This is a genomic window from Pseudomonas sp. Q12-87 (assembly GCF_001269755.1).
Taxonomy (GTDB): Bacteria; Pseudomonadota; Gammaproteobacteria; order Pseudomonadales; family Pseudomonadaceae; genus Aquipseudomonas; species Aquipseudomonas fluorescens_S.
Genome location: NZ_LHVI01000013.1, coordinates 137,568 through 155,001, shown reverse-complemented (window position 1 = coordinate 155,001; position 17,434 = coordinate 137,568). Strand labels below are relative to the sequence as shown.

Genomic DNA, 17,434 nt, shown 5'->3' with positions numbered 1-17,434 from the left:
GAGCTAGAAAGCGAAAGGCGTGCCAGAAATTACAAGCTATTGATCTGCTTTGTTTTTACTTTTTATGAAGGGAAAAATGGGTTCATTGATGAACAGAAGTGAACAGCCGCGAATGAACAACTGAACAATGAACAGGTTGACAATGAACAATTTTGAACAACACTGAATGAACGTTTTCGGCAGCCTGATGATGACTTTGTGGGAGCGGGCTTGCTCGCGAATGCAGTGGATCAGCAGCATTGATGTTCACTGACACACCGCATTCGCGAGCAAGCCCGCTCCCACCCGTTCTGTGTGTATTAAGTGGTATTCAGGCCTGCCCCAGCACAAGGAGTCTGTGCGAGACTGGACACAACAATAAAAACAGCACCTGCGAGAGTGCCCCATGGCCGCACCTGCTCCAGCCTTGTCCCACGAGGCCATCATCCAGGCTTCCTGGTCCCGCTGCCGCGCCTTTGGCCTGAGCCATCAGAGCGTGCCTTCATTTGACCAGTTGCCCGCCGACGGCGTCGCCCAGTTGCTGGAAAGCCAGCATTCATTGGTGCAGACCACCCACCAGGAAGTCTTGCCGTATTACGAAAACATCCTGAGCAATTCCAACTGCCTGATCATGCTCGCCGACAACCAGGGCCAGGTGCTGACCTCCTGGGGCACCCAGCGCTTCATCGAACCGCGACTGGCCCACGGCTTCAGCGCCGGGGCGAGCTGGATGGAACGCAGCACGGGCACCAACGCCATCGGCACTGCGCTGGCTTGTGAACAGGCGGTGCACATCGAACACGATGAACATTTCCTCAAGGCCAACCGTTTCATGACCGGCTCTGCGGCGCCGATCTTCGATGCCGAGCGCAAGGTCATCGCGGTGCTGGACGTCTCCAGCGACAGCTACCTGCCGCCGTCCCACACCCTGGGCATGGTCAAGATGATGAGCCAGACCGTGGAGAATCGGCTGATCCTCAACCTGTTTCGCGGTGAACATTTCCAACTGACCTTCAACACCGGATTGAACAACCTCGACAGTCAGTGGGCCGGCCTGCTGGTCTTCGATGAGAGTGGCCAAGTACTTTCCGCCAACCGCCGGGCGGACAACCTGCTGGGCCTTAGCCTGTCGCGGGTCAGCATCGAAAGCCTGTTCAAGGTTTCGCTACTGGAACTGTTGAACCAACCCGACGGCCTGCCGTTTGCCCTGCAAGCGTCCGGAAATAATCGTTTCCAGTGTTTGCTCCGGCGTCCGAGCCAAGTGTCGATCAAGGCGCGGATTTTCACCGAAACACCGCCCTCACCTGCCCCGGCGAATAATGCTATCAGCCTCAACACGCTGCACTTGGGTGACAGCCGCGTGGAAAAAGCCGTACGCCAGGCCGAGCGTTTGCTGGAAAAAGACATCCCGCTGCTGATCCACGGCGAGACCGGCGTCGGCAAGGAAGTCTTCGTCAAAGCCCTGCACCAGGCCAGTTCCCGCTGTAAACAGGCTTTCATCGCGGTCAACTGCGCGGCAATCCCCGCCGAGCTGGTGGAATCGGAACTGTTCGGTTACGAAAAAGGCGCCTTCACCGGCGCCAACCAAAAGGGCAGCATCGGCCTGATCCGCAAGGCGGACCGTGGCACGCTGTTTCTCGACGAGATCGGCGACATGCCCCTGCCCACCCAGGCCCGATTGCTGCGGGTGTTGCAGGAACGTTGCGTGCAACCGGTGGGCAGCGCCGAGCTGTTCCCGGTGGACATCCGCATCATCTCCGCCACTAACCGCTCGCTGCGCGAACAGGTGCAACTGGGCCGGTTTCGCGAAGACCTGTACTACCGCATCGGCGGCCTGACCCTGGAACTGCCACCGCTGCGCGAACGCAGCGACAAACAGGCCCTGTTCAAACGCCTCTGGGAACACCATCGCGAACCGACCCAGTGGGCCGGCCTGAGCCGCGAAGTGCTGGACCTGTTCGAACGCCATCCGTGGCCGGGCAACCTGCGCCAGGTCAGTAGCGTGCTGCAAGTGGCGCTGGCGATGGCCGAGGAACAGCCGATCCGCCCGGAACACCTGCCCGACGACTTCTTTGTCGACCTGGAAATGGAACCGATGGAAACACCCGAGCCGCTGGCGGTGGACCTGAACGACGCCGAGGACCTCAACCGTCAGTTGCAAGCAGTGGGCGGGAACATTTCGCACCTGGCGCGACGGCTGGGAGTCAGCCGCAATACGCTGTACAAACGCCTGCGGCAACTGGAAAGCTGATCCTGACACCGGAGGAAAATGTGGGAGCGAGCTTGCTCGCGAAGGCGTCGGGTCAGCCAACCTCAATGTTGAATGACCGACCGCTTTCGCGAGCCAGCTCGCTCCCACAGGGGATCTCTGGTGAACACGGCACCTGAGAACAACCCGGAAAAAATGTGGGAGCGAGCTGGCTCGCGAAGGCGTCGAGTCAGCCAACATCAATGTTGAATGACCGACCGCTTTCGCGAGCAAGCTCGCTCCCACAGGGGATCTCTGGTGAACACGGCACCTGAGAACAACCCGGAAAAAATGTGGGAGCGAGCTTGCTCGCGAAGGCGTCGAGTCAGCCAACCTCAATGTTGAATGACCGGCCGCTTTCGCGAGCCAGCTCGCTTCCACAGGCGTTTCGCTTAACTGACTGGCATTACTCCGAATTAGTCGAACGCACCGTTGAGCACTTCATAGATGATGCCGCTGGCGATCGCCACCAGGATCAGGTCCGTGCCGACCTGCTGCCATTCATAACCGTCATAGTGCGGCAACCGCCCCAGCAGCCGGCCATCAAGCTTCTTCGCGATGCCGGGCGGCAACGGCTTGCCCCGTGCCAGGTTTTTCTGAATTCCCGGCGGCAACGCTGGGCCGGGGCTCCAATAATCGCGATAACCGCCAATCACACCCAGGATGCCGCCACGGTCGAGGCTCGGGCCGTTATGCCAATCGCCGCCACCCTGGTTTCCCTTGCCGCCCTGATTGCCCTTGTTACCGGGGTTTCCTTGTCCGCCCTTGTTGCCTTGCCCGCCTTTACCTCCGTGCCCTTGACCCGGGCCTTGATCGAATTGGGCGTTGCCCTTGCCGTTGCCCGGGTCCGCTACGACAACCTCGGAACCCGCCACCAGGGCGAGGCAGGTAAAAGCTGCAATCAACGAGCGTGATCTGAACATGGTAGTGCCCTCAAGAAAAGGGATATCCCCCCTGTCAATGTAGACGATCAGCACGGTCATGGGTTCGTGCAGCCGCAACCACGGGTACAAGGCTCACGCACCGAGGCAACACTCACTTTCCATCAATGCTCGGGCCTGCAGGGCTTCAAGTATATTCCTACTTAGGTTGAAGGTTTGTATTTAGGCAATTTCCCACACCTTTACAGACTTATAATACTGTCACGATACCGTGACAAAATCCTTGCGCCAGAACGGCCCGACACGCTTGACAGTCAAACTTCTGAATGGAACTATCAGGCCAACTTCAAGCTATAGCTTGATCATGGATGGCAATAAAAATAATAAGGAGATCACGCGTATGCCGCCTCTCGGCATCCCAATGCCTATCGCCTCTACATTCTCTTCTCGATCGCACAGGTATATATCTGTTCTCGCCTATGCGTATCGCCGCCCCGGTGAACCATCGATTCAATTGAAATATCAGGCAATTATTGCAAGGGATCGCTGATGCCTCTTTTTCATCATTTTTTTGAGAACAACGCCTGCCGTACGCCTGCCAAATCAGCACTGGTGATCGACGGTGTCCATACCCGGTATGACGCCTTGGAAAAGCGCGCCACATTGATCGCCGCCGTGTTGATCAAGTACGGCGTCAAGCGCGGCGACCGTGTGGCCCTGTACTCGCGGATCAGCGCGGACCTGATCGCGGCTTTTCTGGGCGTGTTGAAAATAGGCGCAATCACTGCCGCGACGCACCCCACCTACAACCGCAGCAAACTGCTGTATCAACTGGAGCACACCGATGCCCGGGTATTGCTCACTGATCGCCATGAGGATTCAGGGGCGCTGGCCTCGGCGGCGAACCTGGACACAATCCTCGTGTTTGGTGCGAGCCAGATCCTCCCGGCGGACGCATCCAGCCTCGAGAGAGCCCTGGAAACATTGACTCCAGAAGACCTGGAACAACCGCTTCCCATTATCAACGAGCGCCTGCCAACCTCGATCTTCTATACCTCCGGATCCACCTTCAACCCCAAGGGCGTGGTGGTCAACCACCCCATCATGATCGCGGCAGCCACCAGCGTGATCGATTACCTGGGCAATACCGCCAACGATGTCATCCTCAGTTATTCAACCCTGGCTTCCGACTACGGCGTCTACAACATCATGATGCCGTTGTTCTTTGGCGGCACTGCGGTGATCGAGAGCCAACCCGCGCACTGTGCGGACGACGTGCTCGAAGTGATCAGACGGGAACAGGTGACCGGCCTGCATGTCTTCCCACCGGTATTTTTCCTGCTGGCAAGCATGGGCGAACATTGGCAACGGCAATTACCCTCACTTCGTTATATCTCCAGCAGTGGCCAACCGCTTTACCCACGGCACATTCAACAAATAAGACAGGCACTTCCCAACGTCGACATCTTTTCCAACTACGGTCTTACCGAATGCAAGCGAGTCAGTTATCTGCCGCCCGCCGATATTGCACGGTACCCCGGCTCGGTAGGCAAACCGCTTAAAGGCTTGTATGCCGTGATCGTTAACGAACATGATGAGCCGATTACACAACCGGAAGTGGTCGGCGAACTTCTAGTGAGCAGCGACTATTTGATGCTGGAATATTGGAAGATGCCTGAAGAGACGGACAAGGCATTCAAATACGACTGTTTCGGCCGGGACAGGTATTACCGGACCGGCGACTTCTTCCGGAGGGACGCGCAAGGTTATCTGTACTACGTTTGCCGGAAAGACGACCTGTTTGCCCGCAACCTCTGGAAAGTGAACCCCCGGGAAATCGAACAATGCCTGGCGTCCCACCCCTCGGTCGCACAGGTTGTGGTGGTCCCCGTCGCCGACGAGTCCGCCGGGTTCGTCCCCAAGGCTTGCGTCGTACTGGAAGCTGATTGCCAGGACACAACAGAGCAGATGCTGTTGGAGCACTGCCAGGCATCGCTGGACTGGCACATGGTGCCAACCCAGTACGTATTCATGGATGCGTTGCCGAAAACCGACTCGGGAAAGATCACCGCCAATGGACTGATCTGATATCAGGGAGCGATAAAAATGGACGTTACACAGTCGGCGATTTCTTTCAGCCCGGACGAAGACTTGAAAAGCAGCTCGATGCTGCATCTGGCCGATCACTTCCATCGCCTGGCCACGGGTGCGACCCAGGTTCCGGCGCAGTCGTTGACCAGCCATCTGCGGCACACCATGGCCGATACCGATGTCGTGGCCTACCACGACCAACTGGTGGCGGACGCCGGCCCTCTGTTCCTGCATTTCCTGGCGAGCGTTCCGTACATCCTGGAAGAGATGGCGAGAGTCGGCGTCGCCCTCACGCGGCTCTCACTAGCCCGGCAGGCCACTGAGCCCCGCCCCTTCAGTTTTTTCGAGATTGATGCCTTTGACGGCAGCAATGGGCGCGCACTCGCCGCGCATTCCCGGGGCTTGATCAACACCTTCACCACCTCACCCAACAAAGCCAACCAATCTCACTTCGACCGGCATGCCGACCCGACGCGTTCCCTGTTCTATTCCCAGTCGTTCCTGACCCTGCAATCCCGACTGTTCACTGAAGAGCCTTACGGGCGATTCAAGGAAGGGTTTGACTACGTCTATGAAACCGCGGCCTTCCAGTTTTATACCCGCGACCGCAAAGCCCAGGTCAATCACATCAAGCCATTGCTGAAACCCGGCGCTTTGGTGTTTTTTCTTGAAAAGCTCAACCACGAGGATGTCGGGCAGTACCTGGAGCGTGAGCGGATGAAAGACAACTGCTTCAAGACGCGTTATTTCACTCAAGAAGAGATCGACTGGAAACGCCAACAGATGCTGGAGCAAATGCAAAACGGCCAAGTGCTGATGCACGAGCTCGTCGAAGCGCTATCCAGTCATTTCAAACACGTCTACCTGCTGTGGAACAGTACGAATTTCTATGAGTTCGTTGCCACGGACGATGGGGCCCGACTCGAGCAATTCCTCAACGTGCTGGGCCCGAGCCACCAACCTGAAGGGTTTTGCTTCGAGGCTCGCGCCATAGGCTATGTGAATTGCGCCCCGCGGTCGCACGTAGAGGAACGCGCCGATGCTTGAGAATGACAGGCACAGCCTCGACGGGGCGATCCGACCAACGCCAGTAGAGCGGGTTCGACAGCGCCTGGCAGGCTGGCAGCAGCGCGCGGCCGATGCCGAGCAGAACCGAACATTGAGCCAGGCGACATTCGACGAGTTATTCGACGATGGGTTGCTTGAACTGGTCTCCCCTCGCCGTGAGCCCTTGGACACGCCCGGCTGGCCCGTGCTGATGGAAGCCTCCCGACTGGCCGCCCGCGCGTGCGCCTCGACGGCCTGGATGATCAGCCTGGTGGGGGGGCATGCTGCCATTGCGGGCCGCCTGAGCCGGGCATGCCAGCACCGGTTGTTCGCGAATGGTCGGCCGCAGCTATTTGCTTCCGCATCGGTCGGTCCCCACAGTCGGTTATTGCCGGACGCGGACGGTACTAGAGTCAACGGCACCTGGCGCTTCAGCTCGGGTATCGAACAAGCCACTTGGTTATTGCTCAATGCGCCCGTGACCGATCACGACGGCACGCCCGGTTCAGAACGGATGCTGGTGGTGGTGTCGACCCGCGACGTGGAAATACTGGATACGTGGGACACCTGCGGCATGGCGGCCACGGGTTCGCACGATGTGTTGCTACGCGATGTCCTGGTGCCCGCCGAACAGGTCTTCCGCCTGGAAGACATTTTCGCGCACCGGACAAGCGAATTACCCGGCGACTACTTGTACAGCGTACCGATCGTGCCTTTTATCACCACGTCCCTTCTCGGGCCCGTGCTGGGCTGTGCCGAAGGGGCCTATGCCAGTTATATCGAATCGCTGAGACAGCAGAAAATCCCGGCACCGGCCAGGGAACGGCTGGCCCATAGCGCCGCGCAACTGTCCGCGGCGACGGCCTTGTACACGACGCTGGTGTCCATGCTGCATGAATCCGGTCAGACACGACGGTCGCTGTCCATGGACGAACTGCTGCGGCTCAAGCGTGATCGCAGCTACGTGGCGCGGCTTTGTCTTCAAGCCATCCAGCGCCTGGTCGAACATGCGGGCGCCTCATCCATGACCCGCGATAACACGCTTCACCATCAATGGCGCGACCTACAGGCCATGGTGGCACACCGTGACGTCCATTGGGACAGTGCCATGTTGGGCTACGCCGACTTTGTCCTCGATGCGCCGGCCTGCCCCCATGCACTGATCACGCCGTAACACCACCAAGGAGACAGGCATGTTTGTTCGCAATAAATCCGACATCGAAAAAACCGCCCACTTCGTCGAGTGGGGAGCCGGCACCAGCCATCGGTTGCTGACTGAAAAAGACGGCATGGGCTACACCGTGTGCCATACCGTGGTGCGCGCCGGGACAGAGTCATTGCTGCACTATCGCAACCACCTCGAGGCCTGCTATTGCATTGCCGGTGAGGGTGAAATCGAAGACATGGAGGGCAACGTGTACCCGATTCGCCCCGGCGATATCTATGTACTTGACCAGCATGACCGCCATTACCTGCGTGGTGGAAAAGACCAGGATCTGATTCTGGTCAGCGTCTTCAATCCGCCTCTGAAGGGCGATGAGCGACACAACCTCAATGACGCGTCCGGCTCTGCCTATTGAGCATCAACCGGCTCCCCGTTCCTCGACACGAGAACACTATGCGCAAGGATTACCTGGCCTTTTTCACCTCAATGTTTCTCTCCCGGCTGGCCGACCAGATACTGCTGTTCATCGTCCCGCTGATTGTGTTCCAGACCACCAACAGCGTGTCCTGGGCGGGCCTGGCCTTCTTCGTCGAATCCTTGCCGCGCTACTTGTCGTTCCCGATCTGCGGCGCGCTGTGCGACAAGTTCTCGCCCATCCGTATCCTGCACATCAGCCAGGTCTATCGCGCCGTGGCGTGTGTCGCGGCGGTGGTCTTGTACACGATCTTTGGAGGCATCTACTGGATCGTGGCCCTCTCGGCACTGTGTGGCGTACTGACCACCCAGGGCATCATGGCCCGGGAAGTGGTGATGCCTTACATCTTCAAGCACTACACCTACACCAAGACCCTGTCTTACTCGCAAATTGCCGATCAGACCGGATTGGTACTGGGCCCACTGATCGCCGCGCTGATGCTCGAGGTGTGGGCGTGGCACTGGGTGGTATTGGCGATTGCCGGGCTGTTCCTATTGGCGGACCTGACGATGCTGTACTGGCAGCGCACCAGTTCGGTCACCCTGGAAACGTTCGAGCAACATCGCGATCTCTGGCTCAACCCGTTGCGCATCGCTTTCGGCCATATCCGTAACCTGGCGGAACTGAAGAAGGTCATCAGTCTGGCAGTGGGCGTCAACTTGATCATTGGTGTCACCCTCGCCACTTCGGCGGCCATGGTCATCGGCCAATACGGCGCCGGTAAGGATTATTACGCCGGCGTGCAGGCAGCCGGTGCCGTGACCACCATCGTCATTCTGTTTTTCCTGGCGCGGGTCACGCTGCCCATGAAATTGCTGGGAATCCTGTCGTACACGTTGATTGTCGCTGGTGCGTTCATCACGGCGTTCAGCCCCCACGCATGGGGCTATGTGGTCGGCCTCCTGCTGGTCGTCGGCTTCGACAAGATGTTCAACGTGTACATGCGCAGCATCCGCCAACAAATCATTCCGCCCCAGGATTTCGGCAAGACGGTAGGTGTCATTACGCTGCTCAACAACCTGTCCCAACCGTTGGCAGGCCTGCTGGTCGCAGTGTTGGCCGCACCCATCGGCACACAACAGGTGATTTTGCTGCTGGCCTTCGCCACCAGCCTGATCGGCATTGCCGTGGTCGTCGTGTTTAAAAAAGCGACACCCGCACCGGCAGCCTATGGAATCGATTCAGAGTAATCGATGTTGGCATCCAGAATGCCGGGGTGCCCGGAAAAACAATGGTTCGAAGGGGTCAGTTTGTATTATCAGTGACTTATCGTTGAGGCATGGTGGTCATGTTGCCCGGCATTGTTGAGCGTCTATCTCGGCGGTTTTGGCTAGTAGACCCACCATTCGTCGCTTGTTAAATATTGGGCTCGATAGGCGGCCATGCCTGGCTCAGGGTTTGCACTGGCCTGTCTCAGCAGCCAAGAACGACGTAATTCTGACGCGGCGGCAAATCAATCAATGCTTGGTCAGCAAACGGAGATGTACCGTGTCAACTCTTAGTGAAATCGCAGCGAACCACGCGAGAATGGCAAAAGCAAAGGAAGAAGAGTCGATACGGCTGAGTGCGCTTCAGGGTCAGGTGGTGGGAAGTTTCGAGTTGCCCCCCATCGAGGCGCCACAGAAAATGCCGCTGCACTTTATGGCGGCACTGCAGGATCATTCGTTCGGGGAAGCGGCTGCGCTGGGTTTCTGACCTGACCTTGATTCAATCCGCAAGGCGAAAGTGAGGCTTACCAAGCCTTTATCGAGCGGGCTGCACGCGACCCGATAGCGCGCCGAGTACAGCTCGCAGGCCTTGCGCAAAACAGTTATCTATCTCGCCTGAATGAGCCGAGCCAGAAAGACCTGGACTGAATTGAAAAGCACCGGACGGCGACCGGCTACTTGCTGGCCTCGGATTAGTAGAAAATCGTTTAAAGAAATAGAGTGAAGCACGTCACAGACCGGACGACTGCTCAAGCTGCACGTGCGGAATATTCAACAACGACGGTTATAAAACGGCAAAATAAATACTTCAGGCGACTCACTCGAGCCCTTCGTCGAAGATCAAGGCAATCAATGCTCTGGAACAGAGCGCAGGATTTTCTTGAAAGAAAGAAAAACTATTCATGGAAGCAGGAGCCTTGAAATGAGCACAACTGAACAAGTGCAAAGCACCGGTAAACACAGTGCCAAATGGCAGGAACGCTTTGATTTTTTTGAAACCTATGGTGCGCCAAACGATCCGAGATACAAGGAAGCCGTCAAGACGCTGCCCGGCGTCAAGAAAAAAATACTTATCAACGCCAACGTGATCGCGTTTTTCTTCGGCCCTATCTACCTGTTCGTCTTGGGCCTCTGGAAGAAAAATCTTGCCCTGCTTGGTATTTTCCTGGCGATCAATATCGTATTGAGCGTGATCTTCGCAGTCATCGGCATGGATTTCCCACGACCGTTGAGCATGGGTCTGAACGTTGCGATGTCGATGATGTACACCCTCATGACTAACTACGCGTACTACCTGAAAGAAGTGAAAGGTGAACAAGGCTGGAATCCGTTCAAAGGCATGCGTCTCTGATCGCAAGCTTGGCCATGACGCGCCGCAAAACGAATGACGCAAACGGCGCGGATTGACTGTCTACTGGGTGTCGCCTGGTGTTACCAGGCTTACCCAGGAGCTCTACAATGGCAGACGACTTGAGCAACCGCGGACCGCAAGACCGCAGCCGCATCAGCACCTCCGAAGAGTGGGAAGTCAGATACTGGACGAAAGAGCTCGGCGTCACCGAAGACGAGCTCAAGGCAGCCGTGAAAGCCGTTGGATCGGCGGTCATAGATGTTCGCCGGCAACTTAAGAAATAATCAAAAGCCCTACATTGATGTAGGGCTTTTTTACGTCGAGACAAACCTCTACCTTGCTTTCTTAACAAGGATCGATAAGTTCGTTGGAAATCGCTTCAATCAGGAGGAACCCGGCGGAATGCCATCCTTATTGAAGTCTTTCAGACGCTCACGCTCCTGCTCGGTTGAATGCGCAGGAGCGTTGTCCTTTGGTTGTTCTTTTTTCTGCTCATCCGTCATTGGCCAGTCCTCATGGTGATAGGGGTTGGGCATACCACTGCACTGGCAGTTCAAATTAGCTCAGCGCGGTCGGCTAAGACTCGTCCGTTTCAACTTCTCCAAGCCTCAGCTCACGAACCCCAGCCTCAGAAGCGAAACGAACGATGACGCCCTTCCCCCGCGTCAATGTCAGCACATGGTTGATCAATTCGTCGTGGGTCTCAGCGTGCAGGATCGGTTTGTAGCCGTGAGCCTTGTAGAGCGTCCAGCGCTGGTTCTCGAATGCGATTCTGTAGACGTCTGCCCTTGCCATTCCATCAGGAACCCGCGCGCCAGATGGCCGTTTCGGTGTTGATCTCAGCAATGGACGTAGCGTTGTCCTGGCGTTGGCGATGCAAGTCTTCACGCATCTTCAGGTAATCGATCTGCTTTGCGCCAAGCTCTTTCAACACAAGCCCTGAAATCCTATACACGCCGCAATCCTGACAGCTGACGAGCTCGCCCCCCGACATGGGTTCGGCTTCCTGCCCTTCCAATCCACATAGATAGCACTTCATGCCGCGCCTCCCGATCATTGATATTCAGGAGAGCCTGCGGTGTGGCGACAGTTCCAATTACCTGGGAGAGGCGACGTTTACTCAACGAGCATCGGATACCGGCCCGCCGCCGGATTGCGCCGAAAGCGGCACATCAAACATTCGATCGAACAGCCATTGAAAAACCAGCGAATAGAAAAAGAAGAATGCAAACAACCCCAGGTTGGTCACCAACGCCAACCACAGGCTGATCCCCAGCCATGCCGCAATTACGGGGGTAAGAATCAGTGTCAAGCCACCTTCAAATCCCAGCGAGTGAAGAAGTCGCCGCCGCCAGTTTCGCTGACGGTTGCGTTGCCGGCGCTCCCACCACTCGAACAGACCGTTGAAAAGCATGTTCCAGGCGAGCGCGACCGCGGATATCACCAGAGACAGCAGGGTTGAATAGCCCATGCCCTGCCCGTAGATCAGCGCCAACGCCGGCGCCACGAACAGCACACCACCGGCTTCGTAAAGGATGGCCTGAAGGATTTTACGGGGCGTGCCTTGCATCGCTGGGCTCCTGGAGTGAGGTGGGAGACCACAGCCTGGCAAGTTGAGCAGCCGCGCACAATTGAGCTAAATTGAGCCACGCTCAACCTGAGTAACCTACCCGCCCATGTTTGCCAAACTGCCCCTCACCGCCGTGCGCGGCTTCGAGTCCGCCGCACGACTGGGCAGCTTCAAGGCGGCAGCCCACGAGCTGAATGTCAGCCCGGCGGCGATTTCCCATCAGGTCAAGAGCCTGGAAGCCTACCTTGGCGTGCGACTGTTCGAGCGCTCCAGTCAGAGCGTGCGCCTGAGTGTCGACGGCGAGCGCCTCCACCCGCAACTGCACCGCGCCTTGCTGGATATTCAACATGGCCTGCAAGCGCTGTCGCCGCCGTGTGGCGCGAAGTCCTTGGTCGTGAGTACCACACCGGCATTTGCCAGCCTCTGGCTGATACCGCGACTCGGCGATTTTCATCGGTTGCATCCGGAGATCGACATCAGCCTGCACAGCAGCAATGACGTGGTGGACCTGCGACGGGATGCAAGCATCGACCTGGCGATCCGCGCCCTCTTCACACCCGACCCACAGCTGTTCGAGCAGCCGTTGCTGGACGAGTACTTTGGCGTCTATTGCCGCCCCGACTGGCAACCGCCCGCACCGGGCTCGCCCGTGGAACTGATCGATGTGCCGTGGCTGAGTAGCGTGAATGTCGCGGTTGACTGGCCTACCTGGTGTGCCAAGGCCAACACTTTGGACTGGCTGGGCACCGCCCGTTTGCGGCGCTATGACGAGGAGCACCACGCCTTGCAAGCCGCAATCGTCGGCCACGGACTGGTACTCGCCAGCAACGTACTGGTTGCCGAAGCGATCGCACGCGGCCAATTGATCAGCTATCGCCCTGAGATTCGCCTGGCGGGAGCGCGATACACCGTGGTGTGCGTGCCCGGGCGAGAGCGGCAACCGCTGGTGCGGGCGTTTAACGAGTGGTTGCTGGGCAGCGTGACGCAGGGAACGACCGTCAGGGCTGGACAGGTTCTTTAGCGAACGCGGTATACGGCAGCAACAGCGTATCGGCGACCAGGCTGAACGGCAGATCGATCACTGCCAGCGGCACCAAGGCGCGAAATATGCCGGCGTTTTCGTCCGTTGCAGCCTTGATTACCTCGATATCCGTGGAAGCCCCGCAATAGGGATGAACACCGCAACGCGGACGATCATCGAAGGTTTCAGCCAGCGTCGAACATCCCGCCAATAGAGCAACGGCGAACATGCCAAAGAACAGTTTCATGCAGTTACTCATCAATACGGGACAGAAGAAAAGCCATCCGCACTCTACTCCAAGCCATCCGAAACGGGCGACATAAGCCGCCCGTTTTCCTCACTGCGCCGCCTGCGCCCGCAACGACCCCGCCCCTTCCGTCCTCGCTTTTAAGAAGAAGGCGGACCCACCGCGAGATCTGAACGGATATTGAGAAAGGAATGCCAAGCATCCACAGCGTCATGATGCCGCTGGGCGGCATCCTCCCAAAAAGGACCGGATATTTCTTTGGCAGAAACCAACATCATCATTTTCGTCGTCGCTGCGTCCAGCTCCTTGAGAAGCCCATGGGATGTTGCCCTGAATTCTTCGAACGACGTCATTGCGCTTGCCTCGGGCGGAGTTCACCGCAATTGGGGAATACATATTCCTCAAGCAGTGGAGTCCCTTGGGCGGAGGTAATTCCATATAGTCGGACCGTCGGTAAATTCATTTAAGGAATAAACTGAGCACCGCTTCGTTTCAATGGAGAACCCTGCGGCTCTCCCCAATCCTAATGCGATCCAACGCGCGGTTTAGTGCATCCAAGGCGTCTAAAAGAGCCTTTGCTTCAGCTTCACGGCCATCACCCCAAAGACGCTCAGCCATTTTATTGAGGGCAAGGATCGATCGCTCGATATCGGCGGCAGTTGCTGTTTTGGAGTCTGCTGACTGTTTCGTCGTCATCCGGTTCCTCCGCATTGAATTGGATTGCGAACAGGGCGCTCGCTACATGTCGCTGAAAATCTACCATCACTATTGCGCCGCTACGGGAAAATTGGGGGGCAGACCACGATATGCCCACATTAATTTAGCCGGTCTCATATTCGTGATTTGCCCTATCTTCCCGGCGCGGAATCAGCCCTTACACAGGCGCCTATGGACAGGTAACAGCCTTTCGAGACTGCTTCTTGGTCCACAGCAGACGACCATTGATTCTTCCCTCAGACCATGACTCGGTAACCAAAGAGCAATTGCCGCTCAGATTCTCAACAAACGTCCTTGGATAACCTTCAGGCTCATCTCCACCCAAACGCATCCAATTTGGATCTGTCGAGGTCACTGATCGATAAGGCATGCAGGCTGTCAGGGCGACCAGCATGAGTGCCAAAACTACTTTCTTCATATAAGCCCCATCAATTTGGTAACAGATTACTGTATTTCATCCAGCCATCTTAGAAACAGCAGCCGTCTGAACTGGCGTTGGGCGCACCCGAATCTATTAATGGACGAGGTTCGCGTTAAGGCTGTGGTGCTTTCCTCCGGACGAGGGAGGGAAAGAAAACTGGAGACAGACCAGGACCCTCTTCAACCACACGATCATCGGCATTTTCCAGCTTGAGATGAGCGGGACGGCATGATCAAATAACTGATAGCCTTTTGACATGGATATTTCAATTGAAGCAGTACCGCGGCCCCGTCCTATTTTTTTCAGTAATGATCTCTCTCTTTGTCCTGCTTCAGCTCTGGCATGCCCGGTCTGCTTCGGAAGACAAAAAGGAAGAGCAAGAACGCCAGCTCAAAGGGATCGCGCTCATCATGAATGCCCAGTCCCCTAAGATAATCGATGACACTCGCCTCGATTCGGTAACCTATACAGACGGGATCATGCGTATTTCCTATACGCTTACAAAAATCTCGAAAGATGAAATCGATTCCGACGTATTTACTAAGGAAAAAAAGACCCTTGCGGCCTCTGTATCCTGCGATGAAAAAGGTCTAGGACAGTTCGTGAAGTCGGGGCTCTTAATCAAATACATAATCAATGACTCAAGCAGCTCTCCAATCACTGAATTTCAGATAGGCAAGTCCGATTGTCTTTAAAGGTCAGCCCTGAATAAGCCCGCCTCTCTTGCGGGCTTTTTATGCGTGCCGTACCCGCCCGCTCGACGTCTTCGCGCAGCCCGTAACAAGCCCCCTCGAACCCATCCCACAGATTCCTTTTCGCAGCCTGCGAAGATGGTTACGGTACATCTACCGCGCTACCTTTCTAAGCTTCGCAAAAAACACATAACATCAATTTGCCACGAGTCAAGGCAACAAGCGATCAGGACGCAGCCGCTTGAGGGACCGAGCTTGGTGGAGCCTGCATAATCGTGGTCTGTCCCTGGATTCACTCAAAAATATGCTGACGCGGCTGCCAACGCAGCGTGCCAGTGGAATTGATCAACTCTTTGCCCTCTCAGTGGGTGCCGACCTGATTCATGCAAGGTGACTTCGGCGGACGCCACTTCTTGGCGCCAGCAACTTTTATTCAAGACTCCAGCCTATTGCGCCGTGAGTATTTCAATCCATGCATCTAATGGGGATGCCTGTGGTGGATATCCGGGAAGTGGGGGTGGCTGTGCCGGATCTGCGCATGTTCATGAACATGGCTATGTGCACCAGTCCCGCTCCACTCAAACGAATGTTCGTGCTGGTGATGCTCATCGTGAACGTGGCGATGCGCATGCGTCAGCGGCATGTGCTGGTGCTCGTGCGCGTGGCTTTCAGTGAGGTGAAGCCATACCCCAATCCCCATCAGCACAGCGGCTGCCCAAAACGACAATGACACAGGCTCGCCCATAGCTACGATTGCGATGGCCGCGCCTAGAAACGGCGCAGTCGAAAAATACGCCCCTGTACGCGCTGAACCGAGGCCACGCAGCGCCAGGACAAAGAGCACCAGACTGACGCCATAGCCCAGAAAACCGAGCACTAGCGTCGGCGCAAGCACCGAAAAATCAAGAAGCCTGGATCCCAGGAGCAGCGCCAACGAACAATTGACCAAGCCAGCTACCAAGCCTTTGAAACCTGCCACAAAAAGCGCGTCTGACGCAGAAACCTTGCGTGTCAGGTTGTTATCAATTGCCCAGCACAAACAGGCTAGAGAGACCGCCAACAACCCTAGCCAATCATGATCCTGCATGTTTTCCAGAGGCCAAGCCAAAACCATGCCGCCGGCAATGATCGCAATCATGCCCCACACGATGCGCCGATCCGCGTTTTCCTTGAATACGACCCAAGCCAATAATGCAGTAAGCACAGCTTCGAGATTAAGCATCAACGAAGCCGTCGCGCCGGATGTCCTGGTTAATCCGAACATCAGCGCAACGGGCCCGAGCACTCCCCCGAACGCGATTGCGCCGAGAAGCCAAGGCCATTCAGATGACGCGAGACCGACCGGTTTCCAGCCATGGTCACGCACAAAACGGACAACTGTCAGACCCAGACCACTGCCCAAGTAAAGGAGGCCGGCGAGTAATACAGGGGGAACATTGAGACCAAGCAACTTGGCAAGCGGCGTGCTGGCGCCAAATAACGCGGCAGCGGCCAACGCATACAAAACGCTCAGGTTCATCAATAACTCCGCACCAGAATTTCGTGGAGAGTCATCATACCGCGAGGCGCACGGTTTGCTTCGCTTGCTAAGGGGTATTGGCTGGACGGTTACGGAAAAAAACGCTCAGCCATTTATTGAAGACCAGGATCGATCTCGATATCAGCGGCGGTTACTGTTTCGTTCATAAGCTCCTCTGATCCACCCCGATCATTTGGAGTGAATGAGAAAACGATTCGTCCAAAATAACCTCACGGGTTGGAGACGTTGCCCGTTTGATATCAACCGTCCTGTATTTCAAAACCCGGCCCGCAAGCATCTGTTTCAGAATGGCCTTGGCTTTGTCGCCCCTGGCAAGTACGTTGCCGCCCATGACCTTGAGGACATCCAACCCCTGGGTCCGGGCCTGCTCTGTGACATCAGGGCTCAGTCCGAGTAACAGCTCCATAGATGGAAGCGTCAGGGATATAGGAGTTTCCTGCGACGAAATCATCCAGACCTCGTTCTGATCAATCCATATATCGGCTGTCACAACGGGTGGCCGAATATCGCCTCCAGCCATCAACCCAACATAGAGTTCTTCACCCTCTTTACGCACAACAGGATATAGCTCCAATGGATCGGCAAAGATCGATTGCGCCGCTGGGTAATTCCCAGTGATGACCATCATGCTGGTTCTTTTGGTAAGCGTATGAGTCGTGCTTGAGATTTTCCAAGCGGGTCCCGCACACCCGCTAAGGAGCGCAACCGCAACCGCTAGAAGCGCAATCCGTTTCATAACGGCTCCTTTTCAAAAATGGTGACGCGATTTTAACAGAGCTTT

20 protein-coding genes are annotated in these 17,434 nt (G+C 56.4%); 11 read left to right on the top strand and 9 right to left on the bottom strand.

Annotated elements, in window-relative coordinates; all coding sequences use genetic code 11:
- Window positions 1–385 precede the first annotated feature (385 nt).
- The gene (locus tag AD663_RS08610) at window positions 386–2,230 is read left to right on the top strand and encodes a sigma-54-dependent Fis family transcriptional regulator (RefSeq protein WP_003179829.1); all 1,845 of its coding nucleotides are present in this window, start codon (window positions 386–388) and stop codon (window positions 2,228–2,230) included.
- Window positions 2,231–2,643: 413 nt separating this feature from the next.
- On the opposite strand, the gene AD663_RS08605 is transcribed toward AD663_RS08610, so the two are convergent.
- Entirely contained in the window at window positions 2,644–3,150 is a 507-nt protein-coding gene (locus AD663_RS08605; RefSeq protein ID WP_003179827.1) for an anti-virulence regulator CigR family protein, read from the bottom strand.
- Between the two features lie 507 nt (window positions 3,151–3,657).
- Between AD663_RS08605 and AD663_RS08600 the strand changes: the two genes are divergently transcribed.
- The 8 genes from AD663_RS08600 (at window position 3,658) to AD663_RS28265 (ending at window position 10,729) form a co-directional block, all read left to right on the top strand.
- Window positions 3,658–5,196: a class I adenylate-forming enzyme family protein gene (locus AD663_RS08600; protein ID WP_003179826.1), complete on the top strand. Its 1,539-nt coding sequence runs from the start codon at window positions 3,658–3,660 to the stop codon at window positions 5,194–5,196.
- A gap of 18 nt (window positions 5,197–5,214) precedes the next feature.
- Window positions 5,215–6,246 (top strand): hypothetical protein, encoded by a 1,032-nt coding sequence (locus tag AD663_RS08595; RefSeq protein ID WP_083455118.1) that lies wholly within the window; start codon window positions 5,215–5,217, stop codon window positions 6,244–6,246.
- Complete coding sequence (locus AD663_RS08590) at window positions 6,239–7,420, top strand: hypothetical protein (protein WP_053213566.1); 1,182 nt, start codon at window positions 6,239–6,241, stop codon at window positions 7,418–7,420. The genes AD663_RS08595 and AD663_RS08590 overlap by 8 nt, the downstream gene beginning before the upstream one ends.
- A 19-nt stretch (window positions 7,421–7,439) precedes the next feature.
- Window positions 7,440–7,826, top strand: a complete 387-nt coding sequence (locus tag AD663_RS08585; protein WP_003179818.1) for an ectoine synthase — start codon at window positions 7,440–7,442, stop codon at window positions 7,824–7,826.
- 38 nt (window positions 7,827–7,864) lie between these two features.
- Entirely contained in the window at window positions 7,865–9,076 is a 1,212-nt protein-coding gene (locus AD663_RS08580; protein WP_003179817.1) for an MFS transporter, read from the top strand.
- 298 nt (window positions 9,077–9,374) lie between these two features.
- Window positions 9,375–9,581: a hypothetical protein gene (locus AD663_RS08575; RefSeq protein ID WP_033045958.1), complete on the top strand. Its 207-nt coding sequence runs from the start codon at window positions 9,375–9,377 to the stop codon at window positions 9,579–9,581.
- Between the two features lie 435 nt (window positions 9,582–10,016).
- Window positions 10,017–10,445, top strand: a complete 429-nt coding sequence (locus AD663_RS08570) for a DUF2628 domain-containing protein (RefSeq protein WP_003179813.1) — start codon at window positions 10,017–10,019, stop codon at window positions 10,443–10,445.
- Window positions 10,446–10,552: 107 nt separating this feature from the next.
- The gene (locus tag AD663_RS28265) at window positions 10,553–10,729 is read left to right on the top strand and encodes a DUF3606 domain-containing protein (RefSeq protein WP_003179811.1); all 177 of its coding nucleotides are present in this window, start codon (window positions 10,553–10,555) and stop codon (window positions 10,727–10,729) included.
- Between the two features lie 99 nt (window positions 10,730–10,828).
- On the opposite strand, the gene AD663_RS29050 is transcribed toward AD663_RS28265, so the two are convergent.
- The 3 genes from AD663_RS29050 to AD663_RS08555 form a co-directional block, all read right to left on the bottom strand.
- Window positions 10,829–10,981, bottom strand: coding sequence for a hypothetical protein (locus tag AD663_RS29050; protein WP_160167764.1), 153 nt, complete (start codon window positions 10,979–10,981; stop codon window positions 10,829–10,831).
- A gap of 263 nt (window positions 10,982–11,244) precedes the next feature.
- Window positions 11,245–11,484, bottom strand: a complete 240-nt coding sequence (locus AD663_RS08560) for a hypothetical protein (protein WP_152632708.1) — start codon at window positions 11,482–11,484, stop codon at window positions 11,245–11,247.
- Window positions 11,485–11,565: 81 nt separating this feature from the next.
- Window positions 11,566–12,015 carry a PACE efflux transporter gene (locus tag AD663_RS08555; RefSeq protein WP_003179803.1) on the bottom strand — a complete coding sequence of 150 codons (450 nt, stop codon included), beginning with the start codon at window positions 12,013–12,015 and terminating at the stop codon, window positions 11,566–11,568.
- 106 nt (window positions 12,016–12,121) lie between these two features.
- Between AD663_RS08555 and AD663_RS08550 the strand changes: the two genes are divergently transcribed.
- Entirely contained in the window at window positions 12,122–13,036 is a 915-nt protein-coding gene (locus AD663_RS08550; RefSeq protein ID WP_003179801.1) for a LysR substrate-binding domain-containing protein, read from the top strand.
- Here AD663_RS08550 and AD663_RS08545 read toward each other — a convergent pair.
- The 3 genes from AD663_RS08545 to AD663_RS08535 all read right to left on the bottom strand — a co-directional run bounded on the left by AD663_RS08545 (window position 13,014) and on the right by AD663_RS08535 (window position 13,979).
- Window positions 13,014–13,283, bottom strand: a complete 270-nt coding sequence (locus tag AD663_RS08545; protein WP_003179799.1) for a YceK/YidQ family lipoprotein — start codon at window positions 13,281–13,283, stop codon at window positions 13,014–13,016. The genes AD663_RS08550 and AD663_RS08545 overlap by 23 nt on opposite strands.
- Before the next feature lie 140 nt (window positions 13,284–13,423).
- Complete coding sequence (locus AD663_RS08540) at window positions 13,424–13,636, bottom strand: hypothetical protein (protein WP_033045956.1); 213 nt, start codon at window positions 13,634–13,636, stop codon at window positions 13,424–13,426.
- 139 nt (window positions 13,637–13,775) lie between these two features.
- Window positions 13,776–13,979 carry a hypothetical protein gene (locus tag AD663_RS08535; protein WP_033045955.1) on the bottom strand — a complete coding sequence of 68 codons (204 nt, stop codon included), beginning with the start codon at window positions 13,977–13,979 and terminating at the stop codon, window positions 13,776–13,778.
- 711 nt (window positions 13,980–14,690) lie between these two features.
- Between AD663_RS08535 and AD663_RS08530 the strand changes: the two genes are divergently transcribed.
- The gene (locus AD663_RS08530) at window positions 14,691–15,116 is read left to right on the top strand and encodes a hypothetical protein (protein ID WP_225970859.1); all 426 of its coding nucleotides are present in this window, start codon (window positions 14,691–14,693) and stop codon (window positions 15,114–15,116) included.
- Window positions 15,117–15,591: 475 nt separating this feature from the next.
- Here AD663_RS08530 and AD663_RS08525 read toward each other — a convergent pair whose 3' ends face one another.
- Together AD663_RS08525 and AD663_RS08520 are read right to left on the bottom strand one after the other, a co-directional pair.
- A complete protein-coding gene (locus AD663_RS08525; protein WP_003179793.1) occupies window positions 15,592–16,632 on the bottom strand; it encodes a DMT family transporter in 1,041 nt (346 codons plus the stop codon).
- A gap of 163 nt (window positions 16,633–16,795) precedes the next feature.
- A complete protein-coding gene (locus tag AD663_RS08520; protein ID WP_152632707.1) occupies window positions 16,796–17,281 on the bottom strand; it encodes a hypothetical protein in 486 nt (161 codons plus the stop codon).
- Between the last annotated feature and the right edge of the window lie 153 nt (window positions 17,282–17,434).